This window comes from Leisingera sp. F5, from assembly GCF_001593695.1.
In genome coordinates, this window is the sequence record NZ_LUKH01000022.1 from 1 (window position 1) to 21,642 (window position 21,642).

Consider the following 21,642-nt stretch of genomic DNA (forward strand, 5'->3'; position numbering starts at 1 on the left):
CGCCCTTGGTCTTAATCGTGATGTCTTCCCCATTGCTGATGGCAACATCCTTGATGACATAGGTTGAAAAGCCGCCATCATTCGACCCGCCGCCGTCTGAATCGGCATCCAGCCGGATTGCTTCGACCAGCTGACCATCCACTTTCAGCTTAACCGTGCTTTGGCCGTCGTTTTCATCCTGAACACGTATCTTTACGTCATAGACACCGGTTTTGCCCTCAAAGGTGGTGCACAGCGTGCCGTAGCAGCCTGCGTACGCCAGCTTGACAAGCTCGCCCCCGGACGCCTGGTTGCCGTCTACCGTCTTAAAGCCGCTCTTGTGCATATTTTCGGCTTCGATTGTGTAATCGCAACCGGGGATGGTGGTCACCTCCCCATTGATGCCGTCGCAATCCAAATCGCAGAAAACGGTGCCCGAAATGGATCCGGTTTCAATCTTGTCACCGGCGCCTAGGCATTTGTAATCAACCCAGTTGCCCTTGACTCCGCAGGTCTTGACCACAGTCAACTCAACCCCGGCCGGGGGAACATCATTATAGAAGGTGAAATAATCTTCGCCCTCACCCGGGGCGTCATGGCCTTCGATCTCGATTTCGATCAGGTAGTAGGTATTGCCGTCCGAGCCTTTCAGGACGTGATAGCTTTCGGCATACATCTTCCCGCCTGCCGGTTCGCCATCGACATAAGCGTTTTGGCCGTACCTGTCATCCGCGCGCTCGTTTCTGTAATGGTCACCTGACAAAAAATAATCGTTGTCTTTTGTAGACAGGCATACCGTGGCGCTTGCCGGCATGCTGAAGGTATCACCATACCCAAAGCTGGATCCATTTCCTCCTTGATCCAAAAGATCTGCTTCGGTGAATGCAGTCCATTCGTAATTCCGGTAATTGTAGGTCACTTTCACTTCCCCCGATCAGGCGCAACTCATTACAAACAAACGCCCCGGGGAAAGGTCCGATTCCCAGGCCGTTTAAACGCATTCCGCAACACAGAGAACCCGCAAAACCGGTTCGACAAAACCGGCTGCGGCCCTCACTGCGTAATGAAATTTGTTCATTTCGGCCAAGTACGGCTCGGTCTGTCCCCCGGCAGCGTGTTTTTCCAATTTTGAACCGTCTGAAACAACACCCCGTTTCAGACGGTCACCATACAAAACCTAAAGCTTATTTTTTTTTGTCAACTCCAGATCGTTTTCCGGCCAATAAGCGGCGCGAAAATCCAGCCGGTTTGAGCGCACCGGCGCCTTGGCCTGCCTGGATCAGTTGGAAGCCCGTTTCCGGAATGCTCTTTGAGGTATATTGCCCGGCTTTGCGCCTGGCGGCAGGTGTTTCCGCTACTCCTGAGGATGCAGGCATGAAGAGGCTGCCTGACGAGCAAGGCGCAGGTCAGGCGTTCTGAAACCCTGCGCCATACGGAGCGGTGACATTGCGCAGCTCGGGCAACACCGGCCTCCGGGCCGTGGAATTCACGCCTAACCGTGACGGCGCCAGGGGCCCGTTTTCTACACCGGAAACACATAGAGAAAACGGGCCCCGAAAGGGGCCCGTTTCCGTGAATTCATGCCTGCGCCAGCGGCGCAGTCAAAATCAGTTGGTGGTGGTGGTGGTGGTGGTGGTGCCGACTTCGTCGTCGTCGTTGGCAACCACGCCCAGCACGGCCAGGCCGGCCACGGCGCCAGCGATGGCGCCAGCGCTCAGGCCGCCGGCAGCACCGATGCCGCCGCCTGCGCCAGCGCCGCCGCCTGCGCCGGCTTCAGCGCCGTTCGGTGCGGGAGCGGTCTGGGCCGAAACGGCAGTGGCCGAGGCCAGGGCAGCCAGGGTCAGGGCGGTAAGAACGGTTTTCATTTTCAAACTCCTCTGGAGAACTGTGGAAACATGTGTTGAGGCGACCTTATGGGAGGCGGATTTTCTTTTCAACGTATGGAATAGCCGCAAAACTGTTGAAATCCGGTTTGCTCCGCGGATTTTTTCTGCCCGTTGCCGCAAAGCCGCGGGAAACAGGCGGTATCCGCGCGCCGGTCACAGCCGCAGCTGGCGGATCCGCACATATCCGGTCTCCGGTCCGGCCCATTGCCGCGACTGCCAGACCTGATTGCGGCCGGGGCGGGAATCAACCCAGTAATCATTGACCACCACGCCGCCGCTGCCCTCGCAGCGCTCCTGCAGGTGGCGGGCGGGATGGGTCACTTCGACAATCTCCACCGTTGCCGGGCCCAGATCCTGCAGGCTGCAGGCCATGCTGAGGCGGGCCTGGCCGTTGCCCTTGGCGCGCACCGTATAACGCCGCGCGCCGCCGCGCGCCGGGCCTGCCGCGCCGTCGGCAGCCGGCACCTGCGCCGACAACAGCCCGCCGCCAAGGCCGCGGGTGGCAATCACCATGCCGCTGCGCAAGGCCAGCGAGACATTGTCCTGGGTGCGCCAGACCTCGATCGTGCCGGGGCTGCTGTCGCGCCGCGTCAGGGCGCGGGTCAGATAGGCCTTGGCATCGCGGTTTTCGATGGTGACCTCGATATAGGCCTGGCTCTGCTTGTCCAGGAGCGCCCGGGTCAGCTGCACCGGCGGCGGTACGTTGCGGCGCCGGGTGAACTGCTCGCCTACCGCCTGCAGCACTTCCAGCTCCGCCGGGGTTTTCTCCGGACCTTTGGCGCAAGCCGCCAGCACCAGCGCCAGCCCGGCCAGGGCGGCAGTTTTCCTGATCATGCTCATTCCCAGAACCTCGCGCGCTGTTCTTCCAGGCTCTTGCGGTGGGCCTCGCGCACCGATCCATAGAGCCGGTCCGGCACCGCCACCCGCTGGCCGCCGTCGCGCTGGGTCGGGCGGATGGTCAGGCCAAAGCCCGACCGCGACGGTTTGCCCAAAAGCCAGTCGACGGGGATGCGGAAGCGGAAGCCCTTGTCAAAGGAGCCTTCGCCGAAATCCTCGGCCGAGACATTGGTCAGCGTAAAGAAGGCGCCGATCAGGAAGCCGTTGTTGAACTCGCGGTTGAGGCTGAAGGTGCCGCCGTAATCGCCCGCCAGGTAGCGGCCCGCGTCGACCTGCATCAGATAGCCCTTGCCCAGCTCCGCATAAGCCGAGGCATGGCCGGTGAAGACGCGGTAATCGCGGAACCCGAAGCGCTGGTCGAAATCGCGCTGCACCACGTAATTGCCTTCCACCCCCAGGCCGATGCGGCTGTTGACCGGTTTCCACAGCAGCTCGCCCGAGACACCGCCGTACATGCTCTCGAACAGGCCCGCGGTGGCGCGGGCATAAAGATTGCGGCCCGGCTTCCACAGGCGGCTGGCATAGAGGTTTTCCAGGGTGGTGCCGAACTGGGCATATTCGCGCTGGTCGGTGCGCACATGCGGCAGCACCGAATTGGAGGCGCGGCCGTTCTTCACATTGCCCGCCAGCCGCTGGCGGATGGTGCCGGCAATGCGCCAGCCCGGCGCCGGCGCATAAGAGGCGGCGAAATCAAGCCCGGCATCCAGCCGGAACGGCTGCGCCGGATCGAAATAAGCCGGTTTTGTATAGGGGCTGACCGAGGTGGCAAAGGCGGGATACAGCTCGCCCGAGAAAATCGCGTCGTCCGGCAGCGGCCCGGCATCGCGGACACCGGCGGCAGCACTCAGCGCATCCGATGCATCCGCATCGAATTCCAGCGCCTCCAGATCCGAGCGCCGCACCTCCAGCACCGCCAGGCCAAGGCCGCGGCGCACCGGCACCAGGCGGAAGGTCTCGACCGAGGGCGGCAGCGCCTGGGCCAGCGCGCGGGCAGCCCGGCCTGCGGCCTGCGCCGCCGACCGGTAGCGCGGGTTGCGGTAGCGCAGCTCGGCAGTGGTGCCGGTGAGGGTGATCGCCTCCAGCACCAGCCCGTCCGCTTTCAGCGTCTCGGCGGCCAGATCCCGGAACTGCCGTTTTTTGCTTTCGCTGGCCACCCAGCCCTGGTCCCAGTGGCTGGCTTCCGTAGCCCATTGCGTGCGCGGGATAATGGGGTGCGGCGCGGGCACCGCCATCGAGGTCGGCGGGTTGTTCGGGTTCAGCTGGATCTGCGCATTAAAGCCGATTTCCGAGCCGTAAAGGTAATAGGCGCCAAGCCGCAGCCGGTCGGAATACTGGTATTCCACCCCGTAGTTGACCGAGGATTTGCGCTCAAACACGTTTGAGACTTGGGTCTCGGTCACATAGGCGTCGGTGGAATATTCCGCCTTCAGGCTCCAGCGTTCATCCGGCTGCCATTCAAAGCCGCCAAAGGGCGCGAAATCGCCGCGGAACCACTGGTCGGTGGCCAGCTCGCCGCCGGTGCTGCCGCCCACGAAGGTCGGACGCACGCCGCCAATATTGCCAATGGCGCCGCTGCTGCCCAGCCGTCCCCAGCCCAGGCCCGCCGAAAGCTTCAGCCGCCCCGGCGTCTTGCCCCAGCCCAGGGCGGCGCCCTCAAACCGTTTGGTGGCGACAAAATACTCTGCCGCATAGACGCCGGTGCCGGCAAAATCCTGCAGCCCCATGGTGACTTCCGGCAGCCAGCCGCGCTCGCGCCACAGCCGGGCGCGCACGTCAAAGCCGCGGTCGTAATAGGTGTCAAAGCCAAACAGCCCCAGATTCTGGATGCCGTTGTAGCGGAACGAGGCGCTGAGCCAAGGCAGCGCCTGCACGGTGATGTTGTAGCGCGAGGTGCCGCCAAACCAGGAATAGGTGACCGCATACTGGCCGTCGGGCAGCATTTCGGAACTGGGCGTATCGATGATCCCCGGCGAGCCGTAAAAGTTGAGGCTCGGCGGCGGCAGCGGCTTCAGCCGCGGTGCGGCAGCTTCGGTTCCCGGGGCAGCCCCATGGCCTGCCCGGGTGATCTCCGGCCCCAGGGCCGAACCCGGCCCGGCCGCCAGGCACAGCAGCGCAGCCGGCGCGGCTCTGCACACAAGTGTCTTGATCGGGGTCACGGGAAAACCTGCCTTTTGGAACTGCCTCTGGCCGGGTCTCGCTGCCCGGGCTTGCCACCTGTTGCCCTGTTTAGAGCATGATTGGCAAGGCTCGATCAATTGCCGCAGCCCCGGCGGCGGCAGTTTCACCGCCACTGCAGCCCCAAGGCCGCACATGTGCCGCAGCTGCAGCGCATCCCCAGGCAGAATATGCGGGTCTGATACTGGGATTTTGTACTGGGATACTGCAGGATCAGGAGCTTTTGCGCTCCGGGGCCGGCGGCTGGCAATAGCCCTCGACCCAGCGCTTGATCACCTGCCGCGCCGCCACCTCGTCGCCGGAGGCCACCGCCTGGCGCAGGCTTCTGAGCAGCGCGGCCACTTCAATCTCCGACAGCACGGTTTCGCGGGCGCAGAAGATCTTCTGATGGCGGGTGTGGACCAGCTCCCCGGTCAGGGTCAGCTCTTCCTCCATCTTCTCGCCGGGGCGCATCCCGATGATCTCGATGGCGATATCGCCCTCCGGGTCGTCTGCGTCGCGCACCGAATGGCCGGCACTTTCGATCACCTGGCGGGCCAGCTGCAGGATCGGCACCGGCTCGCCCATGTCGAGCACAAACACCTCGCCGCCTTCGGCCATGTCACTGGCCTGCAAGACCAGCTGCACCGCCTCGCTGATGGTCATGAAGAAGCGGCGCACATTCGGGTCGGTGACAGTCACCGGACCGCCGCGGCTGATCTGCTCCTGAAACAGCGGCACCACCGAGCCGCTTGACCCCAGAACATTGCCGAAGCGCACCATGGTGAACACGGTTTTGCCGCCGAACCGGGTGGCCAGATCCTGCACAATCAGCTCTGCCATCCGTTTGGAGGCGCCCATCACATTGGCCGGGTTCACCGCCTTGTCCGAGGAGATCAGGATGAAGCGTTCGACCCCTGCGCGCGCGGCGGCGCGGGCCAGGGTCTGGGTGCCAAAGACATTGTTGGCCAGGCCCGGCAGCGGGTTCGCCTCGACCAGCGGCACATGTTTATAGGCCGCCGCATGCAGCAGCACCTGCACCGCATGGGCATTCAGCACCATCCGCACCTGGCGCGGATCGGTCACCGATCCCAGCACCGGCACCAGGTCGATGCCGGCAGCCTCCGCCAGCGGCCCAAGCTCCTGATGCACATTATAGAGCGCCAGTTCGCTGAGTTCGAACAGCACCAGCTTCGCAGGCCGGCAGGACAGCACCTGGCGGCACAGCTCCGATCCGATCGAGCCGCCCGCACCCGAGACCAGCACCGCCTTGCCCTGATAAGACCCTGCCGCCTCTTTCAGCGGCACGTTGCGGGCCGCGCGGCCCAGAAAGGCCTGCGGCGCCACCGGCGTCAGCTTGTCGACCAGGGCTTCCTCGCCGATCAGCTGGGCAAAAGAGGGCAGCGCCTGAACCTCCAGCCCCAGCTTCTGCAGCCGCTGGGTGATCTGCGCCTGGCGCGGCTGGCCCTGCGACGGCATCGCCAGCAGCACCCGGCGGATCCCCCGCGCCTGGACAATCTCGGCAATCCGCGACGGCGCAAACACCGGCAGCCCGACCAGGGTCAGCCCCTGCAGCGAGGAATTGTCATCGGCAAAGGCCACCGGATCGATGCCGTCATGGGCTTTCAGCGCCTGGGCCAGCTGGGTGCCGGTATTGCCGGCCCCGTAGATCAGCACCCGGCAGCGCGGCTGGGCGCGGCGGTAGACCATCAGCACCATCTGCAGCATCGCCGCGCGCGCCACCACCATGAACAGGAAATAGCAGATCGCAAACACCACATGGGTGCCGGGGCCAAGCGCCGGGCCAAAAGCGGCAGCCAGAAGCGCCAGCACCAGCGCGGTGCCGCCCGCCAACAGCGCGCTTTGCGCCGCAGCATGGCGTTCATAGGCGTTGAGCTGCACATGCGGCAGCCCCAGCCACAGCGCCAGCGCCGCCGCCGCGGACATCACATAAGGCAGCACCGGCAACAGCGACGCAAGCGTGGTAAGCGCCGGATCCGGCAGCGGCTGCACCTCCAGGGTGAACAGCAGCGCCAGCGGCAGCAGCGCCAGGTCAGCGGCCAGAAATACATAGGACTTCTGCCTGCGCGAAAGCGCACTGATCAGATTATACATGCCCGCCTGCCCTCAACTGCCATGTGCCAATGCCTGCACTTTATTATCCTGTTATCGCGGTAGTCCTGCCCCGGCGGCCGCTTGCGCAGCCGGGCAGCAGGGAAAATGGATTAATCAAAATAACGCTGCAGAACCACCTGCGGCGCGCGCTTTAAAACTCAAATCCTATCATAACCGGTTTTGCCTTTGATAACCGGTTTTGCTCAGCCGAAAAACCGCGGAACGGCGAAAAACCGCCGGTTTCTTCCTGCGATGACCCCTGTTCCGCCTCTGCCCTGCCCGAATCCCGGCGGTGCTGCCAAGCGGTCCCCGCCCGCAACGCCATCGCGGCACCCGGACAGGCAAGGCGGGAATCACCTGCGCTGCGCACTACCCCCGGCGGAAAATATTGCCAATGGTCTGAAACACCAGGTCGAAATCGTAGCACATGCTCTGATGGCGCTGGTAAATCAGGTCCAGCCGCGCCTTCATCGGCACGCAGGTCCGGGTATAGACCGCATCGGTGTCTTCAGCGCTGGTGCAGCGCGCCAGCAGCGCCGCCTCGTGGCGGTGATAGGTGATCGAGGCCAGGCCGGTGACGCCGGGGCGCGATTTCAGCACTTTGGCGTAAAGGCCGGGGTTTGCCTCGACATACTGGCGCAAGGGCGGCCGCGGCCCGACAAAGGAAATATCCCCCTTCAGAATGTTCCACAGCTGCGGGAACTCATCCAGCCGTTTCGAGCGCAGCCAGGCGCCGGTTCTGGTGATGCGGGCCGATTTGTCGCCGCCCGAGACCCCGGTGTCCGTCTCCACCACCGTCATCGTCCGCAGCTTCCATAAGGCAAAGGGCTGCCCCGGGCCCTTCATCCGCTCAGCCACATAAAACAAGGGCCGCCCTTCCTTCCACAGCAGCCAGGCCATCAAGAGCAGCAGGACAGGGCCCAGCAGCAGGATCAGCAGGCTGGCAAAGAAAAGGTCGAAAATCCGTTTGCGCCAGGTCATCGGCAGCTCTGCTCCTTGTTTGATATTCGGCTCTGATCAGGTGAAATACGGCTCTAAGGCGGCCCATTCCGCCGCCATCTGCGCCGGGTCCGCCGGGGCCAGGGCAAAAGGCAGCAGCGCCTGCAGCCGGGCGGTATCAAGGGCCACCTGCGCGATTGCAGCGGCCGGCGCGGGGCGGGTGCCAAAGGGCTTACCCGCCGCTTGCAGCAATGCCGCCATCTCCACCGCGCCGGGCTGCGCCGCATTCAGCACCGGGGGCAGGACGGGCTGCGCCAGCAGCGCCCCCAGCACCCGCGCCAGCGCCTGCACGCCGATATAGCTGCGCCGCGGGCTGCCCCCATCGGCGAAGCGGTCCAGGACAAACCCCTCCCGCCAGCCGCCAAGGATCGCGTCCAGCCCGGCGATATTGCCGATCCGCAAGGCGCAGACCGGCACCCCCAGGTCCGCCCCAAGCGCGGCACAGCGCCGCTCCATCTCTGCCTTGGCCGCGCCATAGGCATTGGCGGGCTGCAGCGGCGCCGCCTCATCCAAGAGACCGCCCTGGGCGCCGTAAACCGCCGCCGAGGAGGCCAGCAGCACCCGGCAGCCCGCCGCGGCGCCTGCCCGCACGGCGGCTTCACCCAGGCGGATGTGGTCTTCCATGTCTGCGGTTCCCCCCGCCGGCCCGCGTCCCGGGACCGGCCCCGCCAGGCACAGCAGCGCCTCCGCCCCTTCGGCCAGGCGGGCCAGCGCCTGCGGATCCGCCAGCGGATCCAGGCTATGCCAATCGCCGCCCGCCCGCACATGCCCGTCCTGCGGGCGCCGCGCCTGCAGGCGCAAATGCAACCCTTCAGGCGGGGCCAGCTGCATCAGCTGCCCGATCCGCCCTGTTGCGCCCAGAACCACTGCGGCGGGAATCCCCATGCTTGGCTGCCTGTTCCTGTTGACCCTCTCAACCAGCCCAGTATCCTTTGGCCGGACAAAAATCAAAGCGGTTCCCCCGGACACAGATCCGGGCGGCGCCCCGAGCGCTTCGAATGGCAGGCACCTCATGCTGAAACTTCTCCCCTGGCTGGCCGCTGCCGGCCTGATCCTTCTGCCCGCAGCCTGCAGCCGCCTGCCCGGCGGCGCCCCGGCCAGCGAGGAGATCCTGAAAGAATCGGGCGAGGTCGATGCCAATTTCGCGCTGTATCAGGTGAACCGGTCGCTGCTGCCCACGGTGGCGGCCTGGCCTTCGACCGGCAAGCAGGAACGGCTCAATTGGCTGCAGGGCCACCAGGGCGCCAAGACCCAGATCATCCAGCCCGGCGACCTGCTGTCCCTCAGCATCTGGGACAGCAACGACAATTCGCTGCTGACCGCCGCCGAGCAGAAGATGGTGCAGCTGCAGGGCATGAAAGTGGCCGCCAACGGCTCTATCTTCATGCCCTATGTGGGCGATGTGAACGTGCTGGGGCTGACCCCGGATCTGGCGCGCAAGAAGCTGCAAGAGGCGCTGGAGCCTGTTGTGCCTTCCGCCCAGGTGCAGCTGGCGATGGCCGAAGGGCGCAACAATTCGGTGGATCTGGTCTCCGGCGTGGCCCAGCCCGGCACCTTTCCGATGCCGGACCGCAACTACACGGTGATGGGGCTGATCTCGGCCGGCGGCGGCATCAGCGCCAATCTCAACAACCCTCAGATCCGTCTGGTGCGCGGCCGCAGCATCTATGGAACCTCGGTCGACAATCTGCTGAACAATCCGCGCCTCGATACCCTGTTGCGCGGCGGCGACCGGGTGTTTGTCGAGGAGGATGAGCGCTATTTCCTCTCCTTCGGCGCCACCGGCGAAGAAGACCTGCACATCTTCACCAAGGATGAGATGTCGGCAATGGATGCGATGTCCGTCGCGGGCGGCTTCCAGGACGGCAAGGCCGATCCCAAGGGCCTGCTGATCCTGCGCGAATACCCCGCCGGTGCAATTGCACCGGGCCAGCGCGGGCCGCGCCAGCAGCGGGTGGTGTTCTCGCTCGACCTCACCTCTGCCGACGGGCTGTTTTCGGCGCGCCAGTTCCGGGTCAATCCCGGCGATCTGGTGATGGCCACCGAATCCCCGATCAACGATGCGCTGACCATCTCCAACATCTTCGGCAACTTCTTCGGCGTCTTCAGCCGGGCCGGCGTGATCAACTGACCTCTGCGTCCGGGAGGGTGCAGACGCCTCCCGGACTTTTTCTGCGTGTTCCCATTTACGTTGTCTGCTCTTCTCTGCAGCCTGCGCTTGCATCCCGCCGCCTGGCCCGGCAAGCATGCACCCATGAAAATCCTGTTTGTGCATCAGAACATGCCCGGCCAGTACCGGGAGCTTGCGCCCTGGCTGGCGGCGCAAGGCGGCCATGAAATTGTGTTCCTCACCCAGCGCAAGGACGTGCAGTTGAAGGGGATCAGAACCGTCACCTACCAACCCTTCCGCAGCCCCGCCAAGGATGCCTTCGGCCTCTCCAAGGACTGGGAGGCGGCGGCCGGCGCAGGCCTGGGTGCGGCGCTGGCGGCGCGGCAGCTGAAAGAGGCGGGCTTCACCCCCGACATCATCCTTGGCCACACCGGCTGGGGCGAGCTTTTGTTCATCAAGGATGCCTATCCGGATGTGCCGGTGATCGGCTTTTTCGAGTATTTCTACCGCACCTCCGGCGGGCTGGTCGGGTTCGACCCGGAAAACCCGGCCAATGATCAGGCCTATTTCTTTGCCGAGGCGCGCAACACGGTGCCTTATGCCAGCATCGAACTGGTTGATCAGGGCCATGTGCCCACCGCCTGGCAGCGCGACCGCTTCCCGGCCAGTTTCCACGACCGCATGTATCTCTGCCATGACGGCATCCGCACCGACAAACTGGGGCCGGACCCGGAGGCCACGGTCGGGCTGGGCCGGCTCCCGCGCCCGCTCAGCCGCGAGGACGAGGTGGTGACCTATATTGCCCGCAACATGGAGCGCGCCCGCGGCTTTCACGTCATGATGCGCGCGCTGCCCCGGATCCAGGCGCAGCGGCCCAATGCGCGGGTGCTGATGATCGGCGGCAATGACACCTCTTATGGCGCTGAAAGCAAACACCCCGGCGGGCTGCGCGGCGAGATGGAGGATGAGCTGGGCGATAGCGTCGACTGGAGCCGGGTGCATTTCCTCGGCAAGGTGCCCTATGACGATCTTTGCCGGATCATCCAGATCAGCCGCTGCCATATCTATCTGACCATGCCCTTTGTGCTCAGCTGGTCGCTGCTGGAAGCGATGGCGATGCAGGCCACGGTGGTGGCGGCGGATGTGGCGCCGGTGCGCGAGGCGATTGCCCATAATGAGACCGGCCTGCTGGTGGATTTCTTCAGCCCGGAAAAACTCGCTGATCAGGTCGCCGACGTGCTGGCCAGCCCCGCGGATTACGCCCATATCGGCCCGGCGGCCCGCGCCCATGTGGTGGAGAAATACGACTTCCTGACCCGCTGCCTGCCGGAACATATCGCCCAAATCAATGCGCTCGTGCCGGAGGCACGGCAGATCAAACTGTAGCCGGAGGCACGGCAGATCAGGCTCTAACGCGGCCATTTCCGGACAGTTTGCTCACTCAAAGACTTTTGTGCGCCGTTTGAAACACCGGCCGGATGCGGCGGGCCCCGGCTCCGCCCGCATCCGGCAAGCGGCGTGATCCGGCCCCAAGGTCCTCAGGGGCCGGCACGCCTGTTGTGCACCGCAAGGCTGCCGTTGCCTTCTGCCGTCAGTGGCGGCGCAGATCCGGCGCTTGCGGCGGCAGCTGCTCGGAGGCCCAAAGCGCCGCCTGGGTGCGGTTCTTGGCGCCGATCTTGCGAAAGCAGGTGCGCAGATGCACTTTCACCGTGGCCTCGCAGATGCCCAGCTCATTGGCGATGCTCTTGTTGGTGGCGCCCTCGGTGAGCTTGGCCAGGATCAGCTGTTCGCGGTCCGACAGGCCATGCCCGTTATCAGACCCGTTCCGGTACCCGTTGCGCCGCGGCTGCACCGTCATCCGGGCGGCCGCCTCTCCCGCGGCTGCCCCGGGCAGCACAATCCGGTAGCCGTCCTGCACCACCTGCAGCGCCGCAATCAGCGCATCGGCCGATTTGCGTTCCGGGATCACCGCTTCGGCATATTGGCTCAGCTCCGCCTGGACCGCGGACGGGCATTGATCGCCGGTGATCAGGATCAGATAGGCCCCGCCCTTATGGGCCCGGAAGGCCCGCAGCTCCGCCTCCAGCGCCTCCCCGGCGCCATGGCTGTAGAACAGAACCAGGTCCTTTGCCGGCAGCGGCGGCAAATCCGCCAGGCTGCCGCAGCAGTGCCCGGTCTCATAGTCATGTGCTTCACAGATGGCCAGAAACATGTCCCTGAGAAGCCTGCTTTCCCCCACAATATGGACAGGCATCAATAAACTCCTTTACTCGTAACACCAGCCGGATCTTCATCCGGCCCCGTCCCTCCAGGCGCGCGCTGTTGCAGCCGCCTGCCCCGCAGACGGCCTTTATTGCAATGCGCTGCCGCTCCCTGGAACACAGTTCACCCGCCTGCCGCCGTCTTGGCCCCGGCAGCGCTGCGCACCGCCGTTTCCGGATCGTGATAAAAACAGAACATGCCCGGGAAAAACCTCTTGGGCCGGGCTGCGCAGACGGGCGTCCAAACACTTCTGATGCGCATTGCTGTGGATAAACCGTAGCGAATCCAGCCGATTTTGTTAAGAAACTTCCCCTCCCGGTGCAGTGCTTTCCGGCGGGCCTGCGCCGCTTGCGGGGGGCGCACACGCCTTACAGGTTTGTTTTTACACATGTTATGCAAAATCCGCCCTACGCCATTGGCAGTGTCCCCAATGGGGAAACGATGTGTTTCCAAGGTGGAATTCACAATTTAAAGAATTCTTTTTACACATTGAAACAACCCAGGATTATTTGATTCGATCTCCCCTGCGCCAAGCAGCTACCCCCTTGGTGGTATTCTGCAGCCGCCGCCCGGCCCTGCCCGCCATCGTTCCGGCCTTTGGCGTACCCCCTCTGCCCGGTTTGACACCGCGGCCGGCGTGCTACTTTCAAGACATTCATTATGTCATGCCGGGGGGCAACATGGTTATGTTGAGTGCGTCCGTTGCGCAAACGGGCAAGGTATTGTTTTCCAAGTCACTTCAAAGGCAAATCTCTTCTCTGGCACGGCTGGCCCTGGTGCAGCCGGGGCATCGCAGCGCCCCGGTTCTGACCAGCGCCGCAGGCCTGGGCGAGCCCTGCCCGGACACCGCTGCGGCGGCGCTGCGGCGCCAGCTGCAGCCGGGGGCCGCCAAAGACTTCCGGCCCCGGCGCGCAGCCGGACCCGCAGCACAGGCCCTGGCGGCGCGGCTGCCGGACCCGGAGCTGGCCGCAGATCTTGCCGCGGGCCGCGGCTGGACCCTGTTTTCCTGCCGTTTCGAGGACGGCAGCGAGGATCTGATCGCGCTGAAACTGGAAGGCGGCCCGCATGATGCCCATTGCGGCGACATCCTGCAGGCGATCTGGCCGGTGCTGCGCGAGGACAGTTTGCGCGAACTGGCGGGCGAAACCCAGGCGGCGGTGACCAGCGCGCTCTTGTGGACCATTTCCAAGAAAACCGACAGTGCGGTGCTGGTGCTGGACGGCGAGGGCACGCTGCTGCATTGCAATGAATCGGGGCGCGACATGCTGGATGGCGGCGCGCTGCTCAGCGACGGCGGCGGCCGCCTCAGCTGCGCCAGCCCGGGCGAGACCGCGGGGTTTTATGCGGCGGTGGCCGAATGCGCCCGCAGCCGCCGCGGCGGCGGGCCCGGGCGGCCGCTCGAACTGATCCTGTTCCTGGAGGAGCGCGACAGCGGCATGCGGCTGCCGGTGTCGCTGACCCGCTACCGCTGCGCCGGCGCCGGCATGCCGCTGGTGGTGGCGATCCTGCCGCGCCAGCCCGACCGCACCCGGATCGAAATGCTGGCCCAGAAAATGGGGCTGTCGCCCTCCGAGGCGCGGGTCGCGGCGCTGATCCAGCTGGGGCTCAGCAACCGCGAGGCGGCGCATATCGCAGGCCTTAAGGAGCAGACCTTCAACACCTATGCCAAGCGGGTGCTGGCCAAGCTGCAATCGGCGGGCCGCGCCGAGATGGCGCAGCGGCTGACCTGGCAGGCCTCATTGGGGAGAGCGTCATGAACAAGCTGACGCTGGATGCGCCGGTGCAGGGCCCGCCCGCCCCGGCCGGCAGCCCGCAGCCGGCGGCTGCAGCCCCGCAGGCCCCGTCTGGCCAGGACCTATCTGCCCGGACCCCCTCTGATCAGGACCGGCCCGCGCCGGACCAGGCTGCCGCGCAACAGACGGCCTCTGAGCCTGCTCAGGAGACTGGCAAGGCCCCGGAACCGCCTGAGGCCGAAGCCGACAAACCAGCCGCACCGGCGCAGCCGCCGCGGCTGAGTGCAGCGGTGCTGGCGCAGATCGCCGCCGCCCTGCGCCAGGGCGTGCCCGACGGCGCGCCGCTGGCCGCACAGGCGGATCTGGTGGCGCTGCACAAGCGCATTGCCGAAATGTTCACCACCCTCAACGAGGGGCTGGGCGCGCAAGCGGCGCAAAAGGCCGCCGCCGACCGCGCCGCCCTGAGCGCCCGCATTGATCAACTGGAGGATGCGGTGAACCGGATGGAGGGGGCGCTCAGGATCGAGTTCGAGCCGGTGCTGAAATCGGCGCTGGCCGAGGCGCTGGCGCAAGCCGCGCCGCAGCCGCGCCGCCGCTGGGGCGGCTGGCTGGCGGCAGCCCTTCTGGCGGCGGCGGCGCTGGCGGCCGGCGCCTGGTGGCACCTGCCGCTGCAAGAGGCCGCGGCAGCGGTGGCGCAGATCATGGACGGCTGGCTGGGGGGCGCGTTGGGCGGCTGGCTGGAAACGATCGGCTAAACCGCTGATTTTGTCCCCATTTGGGGGCATCGCAGAGCCTGGCTTTGCGATGCAATACACTCAGAAGGCAGCATCACGCCTTTCCCGCGCCGCCCCTGCTGCAGCCGCAGCAGACCCGGCGCAGGGGCACTGACCCAGGCAGCTGCTGCTGCCCTGCCCCGCATAGTTTTAATGAGGAGGACGTTTACCATGGGTATCGAAGACAGAACCCCCGACTGGGAAGTCTGCAATCCGGAATGCGACATCCGGTTCAGCGACAAGAAAACCGACCCGGACTACAATGACGGCACCACCGAAATCGGCGGCACCGACGGCAATGTGATCAACCTGAACGACCACGATGCCGGCGACAATGCCCGCGCCGGCGCCGGCGATGACGCGGTCTACGGCAATGAGCGCAACAACCGCATCGACGGCGAAAAAGGCCAGGATTATGTCGAAGGCCAGGATGGCGACGATCTGATCGAAGGCGGCACCGGCAATGACACCCTGTTCGGCGGCGATGCCGACGGCAAGGGCCATTACGTGCAGGTGATCACCGGCTATGAAACCCGGGTCAATCAGGACACCTGGGAAGAATACCAGGTGCCGATCTACGGCAAGAAATACATCGACGACGGCGACGACTGGATCGACGGCGAGGAAGGCTGCGATTACATCGACGGCGAAACCGGCAATGACACCCTGCTGGGCGGCGAGGAAAGCGACACCGTCTTCGGCGGCAAGGGCGACGACCACATCTTCGGCGACGATGCCGACGGCAACTACAGCTATGCCGACGGCGACCGCGGCGACTACCTCTATGGCGAACTCGGCGACGACTGCATGGACGGCGAAGGCGGCGACGACTGGATGTGGGGCGACATGGGCCAGTCCGGCGAAACCGCCAAGGATGGCCATGACACCATGTACGGTCGCGACGGCGACGACCGGATGAACGGCCAGGGCGGCCACGACCGCATGGCAGGCGGCCTCGGCGACGACCTGGTGATCGGCGGCTCCGGCAACGACGAAATGTTCGGCGACGAACGCCAGTCGCAGAACGACGACCTCGACTTCGGCGCCGACAACGGCACCGGCAACAAGGACGAGCAGGTCGATGGCGACGACTGCATGCTGGGCGGTGACGGCAACGACACCATGGACGGCCAGGGCGGCGACGACAGCATGTTCGGTGAAGACGACGACGACCTGATGCAGGGCGGCCGCGGCAACGACCTGATGGACGGCGGCGCAGGCCGCGATGACGTCAACGGCGGCGCAGGCCATGACACCATGCGCGGCGGCTCCAACAACGACGTGCTGGAAGGCGGCGCCCAAGGCGACCTGATCTTCGGCGACAGCGGCAAGAATCTCGGCGCCGATGTCAAAGGCTACAAGATCGACTGGGACTGCTGCGACGAGGACGAAGTGCCGACCCAGGCCTCGCAAGAGCATACGGAGATGGAAGACGGGCTGAAAGAAGTCGATTGCCCGGATTGCTACACCCCGAGAGACCGAGGTGAAGACGGCAATGACCGCATCCGCGGCGGCTCTGGCGACGACACCATGTTCGGTGAGGGCGGCGATGACGTCATCGTCGGCGGCCGCGGTGCCGACTACGGCTATGGCGGCGACGGCAATGACCGTCTCTATGGCGGCAAAGGCGGCGACCTGCTGCACGGCAATGACGGCGACGATTGCGTCCACGGCAATGATGGTCATGACCGGCTTTATGGTGATGACGGCAATGACACCATCCGCGGCGGCAATGATTCCGACAAAGCCTGGGGCGGCGACGGTGACGACAAAATCTTTGGCGATAGCGGCGACGACTTCCTTTATGGCAATGACGGCGACGACAAGATCTTTGGCGGCACCGGCAATGACGTGGCCCATGGCGGCGACGGCGATGACACCATCAAAGGCAACCATGGCGACGACTTCCTCGACGGCAACGACGGCAACGACAAGCTGTTCGGCGGCGGCGGCAAGGACGTGCTGCAGGGCGGCGAGGGCAAGGATGTCCTGAGCGGCGGCGGCGACCGCGACTGCCTCTATGGCGAAGCCGGCAACGATGCACTCAACGGCGGCAAGGGGGGCGACTTCCTGGATGGCGGGGAAGGCGATGACCGGCTGTTCGGCGGCAAGGGCAACTACAACGACTTCCTGAAAGGCGGCGCAGGCGATGACGACCTGATCGGCGGCGACGGCAAGGATGTCTTTATCATCGACCTGACCTGGGATGGCGCTACCTTTGCCTCCATGGATGGCACCGACACCATCCACGACTTCGACATCGACCAGGACCACGATGTGCTGCTGTTCCGTGTCACCAATGTGGGCGGCGGCCTCGGCACCTCGGCGCAGGATGCCTTCGGCGCCCTGGACGGCGGCGGCGCTACCGTCACCGACGACGGCACCGACACCAGCATCAGCGCTGGCGGCGCCACGGTGAACATCCTCGGCCTGACCGGCAACGAGGCGCCGTTCACCTCGCTGGGACAGGACGCCATCCCGATCGGCGGCGTCGGCATCAACGCGGTGACCACCGGCGATGCGGGTTCCTATGAAGCGATCCGGGTGCTGGCCTCTGACACCGGCTTTGACGACAGCTACGACAACATTTGGGGTCCCACAGCCGTCTGAGCCTTAGGAACGGCGGATCCGGGGGCAACCCCGGGCCCGCCCAGCCCTGGTTCAGGACAGCGATTTGGTCCCCGGCCAAGGATTGCATCCTTGGACCAGGGCGCTGTTCTCCAGATTTTATAGCTTCAATTCGTGCAGCCGGGGGGCTACGACAATGAAGATAAGACGGGTATTTGATGGTCAGCGGGGCGTGCTTGCCGCCATTTTCACGGCAAGCATTTTTGTAAACCTCCTTGTCCTGACAGCGCCGCTCTACATGCTGCAACTGTTTGCCCGGGTCATGGCCTCGGGCAGCATTCCAACCTTGATTGCTCTGACCACCGGCGCCGCGATTGCGCTGGTGTTCTTTTTTCTGTTCGACATGATCCGCCAGCGCCTGGTGGCGCGGCTGGGCTCCCGGCTTGAGGCGCGGCTCAGCCCGCTGGTGCTGGACGGCATGATCAGCGGCCGGATGCCGGCTGCGCTGCGGCAGGCGGAACCGATCCGCGACATCCAGGAGCTGCGCGGCTTTGTCACCAGCCCGGTGTTCCTGGCGCTGCTGGACGCGCCCTGGTCGGTGATTTTCCTGATGCTGATCTTCATGTTCAGCCCCATCCTGGGCCTGGTGGCGCTGATCGGCATCGCGCTGCTGTTCATCCTGGGCCTGCTCAGCGAGATGATGGCCCGCAAACCCTTGGAGGAAGCCGGCAAGCAGGCCTCTGAGACCAATGCCGCGGTGGGCGAGATGATGGCCAATGCCGGCCTCATCCACGCCATGGGCAAGACCGCGCCGCTGATCAAGCGCTGGCAGCTCAAGGCGTTCTCGGCGCTGGTGTTCAACACTTTGGCCACCGACCGGATGGCGCTGATGACCTCGCTGGCCAAGGCGGTGCGGATGGGGCTGCAGATCGCGGTTCTGGGCACCGGCGTGGTGCTGGTGATCAACAACCAGCTGACACCGGGGCTGATGATTGCCTCCTCGATCCTCTTGGGCCGCGCCGCGGCGCCGGTGGAACAGTCGATTGCCGGCTGGCGCGGCTTTCTGAAGGCGCGCAGCGCGCAAGGCAGGCTGAACATGTTCCTCGCCCATCTGGGCGCCGCGCCCGAGCGGCTGACCCTACCCGAACCCGAAGGCCGGCTGTCGGTGGAAAACGCCACCGTGGTGCTGCCGGGGCGGCCCGATCCGCTGCTTTTGGACATCACGCTGGAGCTGAAGCCGGGCCAATCGCTGGGCCTGATCGGCCCGTCGGGTGCCGGCAAGACCACATTAGCCCATGCATTGGCCGGGCTGCAGCCCTTGGTGCGCGGCCATATCCGCATCGACGATGCCGCCCTCACCGACTGGGATCCGGCGCAGATCGGCCAGCATATCGGCTTCCTGCCGCAGCGGGTCGAGCTGTTCCAGGGCACGGTGGCGGAAAACATCGCCCTCCTGGACCCTGAGGCCAGGCCTTCGGATGTGGTGGCGGCGGCCAAGCTGGCGCAGGTGCACGGGATGATCCTGGCCCTGCCCGGCGGCTACAACGCCGAAGTGGGGCCGCGCGGCGAGTTCCTGTCGGCAGGCCAGCGCCAGCGCATCGGCCTCGCGCGCGCCTTCTTCGGCGACCGCAAGCTGATCATCCTGGATGAGCCCAATGCCAATCTCGACCCCGAGGGCGAAGAGGCGCTGGCCACGGCCATCGAGGAAGCCTGCGCCCGCGGCGCTGCGGTGGTGGCGGTGACCCACCGGCTCAGCCTGCTGCGCCGGGTCAGCCATGCGGCGCTGCTGCAAGAGGGCCGCATCGCCCGCTTCGGCGAAGCCCGCCATGTGATCGAGGCAGCAGCCCAGCCGCTGGCCCGCGCCCAGGCCGCCCAGGCTCAGGACGACCCTAAGATCGCCCCCTTCCGCCACCGCAACGCCGAAGGCGGGCAGGCAAAGGGGGCAGACGGCCCCCGGAATGAAGGAGCAAGCGCATGAGCCTGGTGGAACATGAAGACCGCAGCCCGGCGCCGCAACCCGGCAGTGCTGCCGCCAAAAGCGGTTTCCGCGACCTGATGCCCGCCGGCAGCAGCCAGGATGTGCCGCTGCCGCAACGCCCGCCGACCCGGGTGCGGCGGCTGGTGCTGTGGATGGTGGTCTGCGGTTTCGGGCTGTTCGGCGGGCTGGTGTTCTGGGCCGCCAAGGCGGAACTGACCAGCGCGGTGGTGGCCTCCGGCGCCTTCAACGTGGCCGGCGACCGGCTGGCGGTGCAGCACCTGGAGGGCGGCATTTTGCGCGAACTGAATGTGGCCGAGGGCACCCGGGTGGCCAAGGGCCAGGTGGTGGCCCGGCTTGACGGCCGCCGGATCCAGGCGCAACTGGCGATCCTGAACGGCCAGCTGGCCAGCCTCTTGGCGCAGCAGGCGCGTCTGCAGGCGGAACGCAAGGACAGCGACGTGCTGCAGCCGGGGCCGGAGCTGGCCCGGCTCACCGCCCAGGCGCCCGAGCTGGCGCAGCTGGTGGCGCTGCAGCAGGATCTGCTCACCTCCAACCGGGCGCTGTATCAGGGCCAGATGGACATCCTCGAAGGCCGCGTCAGCCAGCTGGAGGATCAGCTGGGGGGCCGCGATGCCCGCATCCGCGCCACCGAAGAGCAGCTGGCGCTGGTGCAGGGCGAGCTGGCCGATCTGGCCGGATTGTTCGAAAAAGGCCTGGTGCCGAAAACCCGCATCAGCCAGCGGCAGATGCAGCAGAGCGGCCTGCTGGGCACCCTCGGCGCGCTGGAAAGCGACCGCGGCAATGTGCTGGAACGGATCGGCGAGACCGAAGAGCGGCGGCTGCAGGCCGGGCGCGACCGGACGGCGCGGCTGGCGGCGCAAAGCCAGGACGTGCAGGAGCAGCTCCTGGACCTGCGCCAGCGCCTCGACGCCGCTTGGGACGTGGCCGAGCGCCAGATCATCCGCGCGCCGCGCGATGGCCGGGTGGTGGGGCTTTCCATCAACACCCTGGGCCAGGTGGTTGATCCCGGCCAGACCATCCTGGAGCTGATGCCCGAGGATGCCGGCCTGCTGGTGGAAACACGGGTGGCAGTGGCGGATATCGACGAGGTCTCGATGGGCAGCCAGGCGCGGGTGCAATTGACCGCCTACAGCTTCCGCAGCACGCCGCCGGTCCAGGGCGAGGTGGTGATGGTGGCGGCGGGCAGCAGCACCGACCGGGCCACCGGCGAATCCTACTACCCGGTGCATATCCGCATCAAGGACGCGGATCTGGCCGCCCTGCCCAATGTGAAGGCCCTGCCCGGCATGCCGGCCCAGGCGATGATCGAAACCGGCCGCCAGACGCTGGCCGACTACCTGATCAGCCCGGTGCTCTCCAGCATGTCGCAGGCCTTGAAGGAAGGCAGCGGCTAGCGCCGCGCCGCAAGGACGGAAGGCCGCGGCCCCGGGGGGAGGACCGCAGCCTGTCCGGGCCCGCTTCAGCCGCCAGGCTGAGGCGGGCCTGTTAACTTGACCGCCTGCCCCGTTTCGTCCTGCTCCTGCCCCGCTTCCCGGCCCCGCGCTCTGCCGTCCTCCCCCAGGGGGCCAGCCGGCCTGACCCATGGCAGGCCGGGGATACCCCTCCGCACCCCGCGCCTATCCTTTGGTGCAGCCGGCAACCGCCTCTCCCCATGCTAGAAAAGTTTCAACGCAAACACAGACGACCCAACACAGACCGCCCCCGGACGCACCGCCCCGGAATGCACCGCAAGGAGACAGCCCATGACCCTGATCAGCACCCTCACCGGCCTCACCGCAAGCCTGGCAGCCGTGGCCGCAGGTTTCCTCCTGGGCCTTCCGCTGCTGGTCCTGGCCATTCTCTATCCGGTTGCCGGCGTGATGGGCTGCATCGCCAGCCAATGGGCGCTGGAACAGCGCGAGCGCCTGGCAGCCGCCGTCCCGCAGCTGCCCTATTACAGCCCCCAGGCCTATTTCGGATAATCCGCGCGGCTGATGCGCCGCCCCGGCCGGTCCCGGCCGGATCTGCCCTCCCCCGGCCGGACCTGCCCTCCCCCGGTTGGGCCCGGCCTGCCGCTCCCCCGGTTTCAGGTTTCACCTCCCCCTCCCCCCTCCGCTGAGGCCTGAACCCGGGGTTTTCTCTGCCGCAGCTTCTGCAAGCCCCCCTGCAAACACGCCTCCTGGAAATA

17 protein-coding genes are annotated in these 21,642 nt (G+C 65.8%); 8 read left to right on the plus strand and 9 right to left on the minus strand.

Translation table 11 applies throughout. The features are described 5' to 3' along the window. The 8 genes from A2I95_RS15715 to A2I95_RS15750 form a co-directional block, all read right to left on the minus strand. The coding region (locus A2I95_RS15715) for a hypothetical protein (protein WP_291730850.1) at positions 1-898 on the minus strand (898 nt) is incomplete at its 3' end. 265 nt (positions 899-1,163) lie between these two features. Further along, positions 1,164-1,355: a hypothetical protein gene (locus A2I95_RS15720; protein ID WP_291730851.1), complete on the minus strand. Its 192-nt coding sequence runs from the start codon at positions 1,353-1,355 to the stop codon at positions 1,164-1,166. A gap of 231 nt (positions 1,356-1,586) precedes the next feature. Then, the gene (locus tag A2I95_RS15725; RefSeq protein ID WP_291730852.1) at positions 1,587-1,844 is read right to left on the minus strand and encodes a hypothetical protein; all 258 of its coding nucleotides are present in this window, start codon (positions 1,842-1,844) and stop codon (positions 1,587-1,589) included. Between the two features lie 174 nt (positions 1,845-2,018). Next, positions 2,019-2,699: a YjbF family lipoprotein gene (locus tag A2I95_RS15730; RefSeq protein WP_291730853.1), complete on the minus strand. Its 681-nt coding sequence runs from the start codon at positions 2,697-2,699 to the stop codon at positions 2,019-2,021. 2 nt (positions 2,700-2,701) lie between these two features. Further along, positions 2,702-4,918 carry a YjbH domain-containing protein gene (locus tag A2I95_RS15735; RefSeq protein ID WP_291730854.1) on the minus strand — a complete coding sequence of 739 codons (2,217 nt, stop codon included), beginning with the start codon at positions 4,916-4,918 and terminating at the stop codon, positions 2,702-2,704. Positions 4,919-5,150: 232 nt separating this feature from the next. After that, positions 5,151-7,031, minus strand: coding sequence for a nucleoside-diphosphate sugar epimerase/dehydratase (locus A2I95_RS15740; RefSeq protein WP_291730855.1), 1,881 nt, complete (start codon positions 7,029-7,031; stop codon positions 5,151-5,153). Between the two features lie 369 nt (positions 7,032-7,400). After that, complete coding sequence (locus A2I95_RS15745; RefSeq protein WP_291730856.1) at positions 7,401-8,012, minus strand: sugar transferase; 612 nt, start codon at positions 8,010-8,012, stop codon at positions 7,401-7,403. 36 nt (positions 8,013-8,048) lie between these two features. Beyond that, complete coding sequence (locus tag A2I95_RS15750; protein WP_291730857.1) at positions 8,049-8,915, minus strand: NAD(P)-dependent oxidoreductase; 867 nt, start codon at positions 8,913-8,915, stop codon at positions 8,049-8,051. Positions 8,916-9,042: 127 nt separating this feature from the next. Between A2I95_RS15750 and A2I95_RS15755 the strand changes: the two genes are divergently transcribed. Next, on the plus strand, positions 9,043-10,161 hold the full coding sequence (locus A2I95_RS15755) for a polysaccharide biosynthesis/export family protein (RefSeq protein WP_291730859.1): 1,119 nt from the start codon (positions 9,043-9,045) through the stop codon (positions 10,159-10,161). 123 nt (positions 10,162-10,284) lie between these two features. Continuing rightward, positions 10,285-11,526: a glycosyltransferase family 4 protein gene (locus tag A2I95_RS15760; RefSeq protein WP_291730861.1), complete on the plus strand. Its 1,242-nt coding sequence runs from the start codon at positions 10,285-10,287 to the stop codon at positions 11,524-11,526. Between the two features lie 205 nt (positions 11,527-11,731). Here the strand turns inward: A2I95_RS15760 and A2I95_RS15765 are convergent, their stop codons facing one another. Next, positions 11,732-12,394, minus strand: coding sequence for a response regulator transcription factor (locus A2I95_RS15765; RefSeq protein ID WP_291730863.1), 663 nt, complete (start codon positions 12,392-12,394; stop codon positions 11,732-11,734). A gap of 688 nt (positions 12,395-13,082) precedes the next feature. On the opposite strand from A2I95_RS15765, the gene A2I95_RS15770 reads away from it, so the two are divergent. From A2I95_RS15770 to A2I95_RS15795, 6 genes are all read left to right on the plus strand, one after another. Then, positions 13,083-14,159, plus strand: a complete 1,077-nt coding sequence (locus A2I95_RS15770) for a helix-turn-helix transcriptional regulator (RefSeq protein ID WP_291730865.1) — start codon at positions 13,083-13,085, stop codon at positions 14,157-14,159. Then, the gene (locus A2I95_RS15775) at positions 14,156-14,890 is read left to right on the plus strand and encodes a hypothetical protein (protein WP_291730867.1); all 735 of its coding nucleotides are present in this window, start codon (positions 14,156-14,158) and stop codon (positions 14,888-14,890) included. The genes A2I95_RS15770 and A2I95_RS15775 overlap by 4 nt, the downstream gene beginning before the upstream one ends. Positions 14,891-15,079: 189 nt before the next feature. Beyond that, entirely contained in the window at positions 15,080-17,518 is a 2,439-nt protein-coding gene (locus A2I95_RS15780) for a calcium-binding protein (protein ID WP_291730869.1), read from the plus strand. 154 nt (positions 17,519-17,672) lie between these two features. Further along, positions 17,673-19,454, plus strand: coding sequence for a type I secretion system permease/ATPase (locus A2I95_RS15785; RefSeq protein WP_291730871.1), 1,782 nt, complete (start codon positions 17,673-17,675; stop codon positions 19,452-19,454). After that, complete coding sequence (locus A2I95_RS15790) at positions 19,451-20,869, plus strand: HlyD family type I secretion periplasmic adaptor subunit (protein WP_291730873.1); 1,419 nt, start codon at positions 19,451-19,453, stop codon at positions 20,867-20,869. Before A2I95_RS15785 ends, A2I95_RS15790 begins: the two co-directional genes overlap by 4 nt. Before the next feature lie 348 nt (positions 20,870-21,217). Beyond that, positions 21,218-21,436 (plus strand): hypothetical protein, encoded by a 219-nt coding sequence (locus A2I95_RS15795; RefSeq protein WP_291730874.1) that lies wholly within the window; start codon positions 21,218-21,220, stop codon positions 21,434-21,436. Positions 21,437-21,642: the final 206 nt, after the last annotated feature.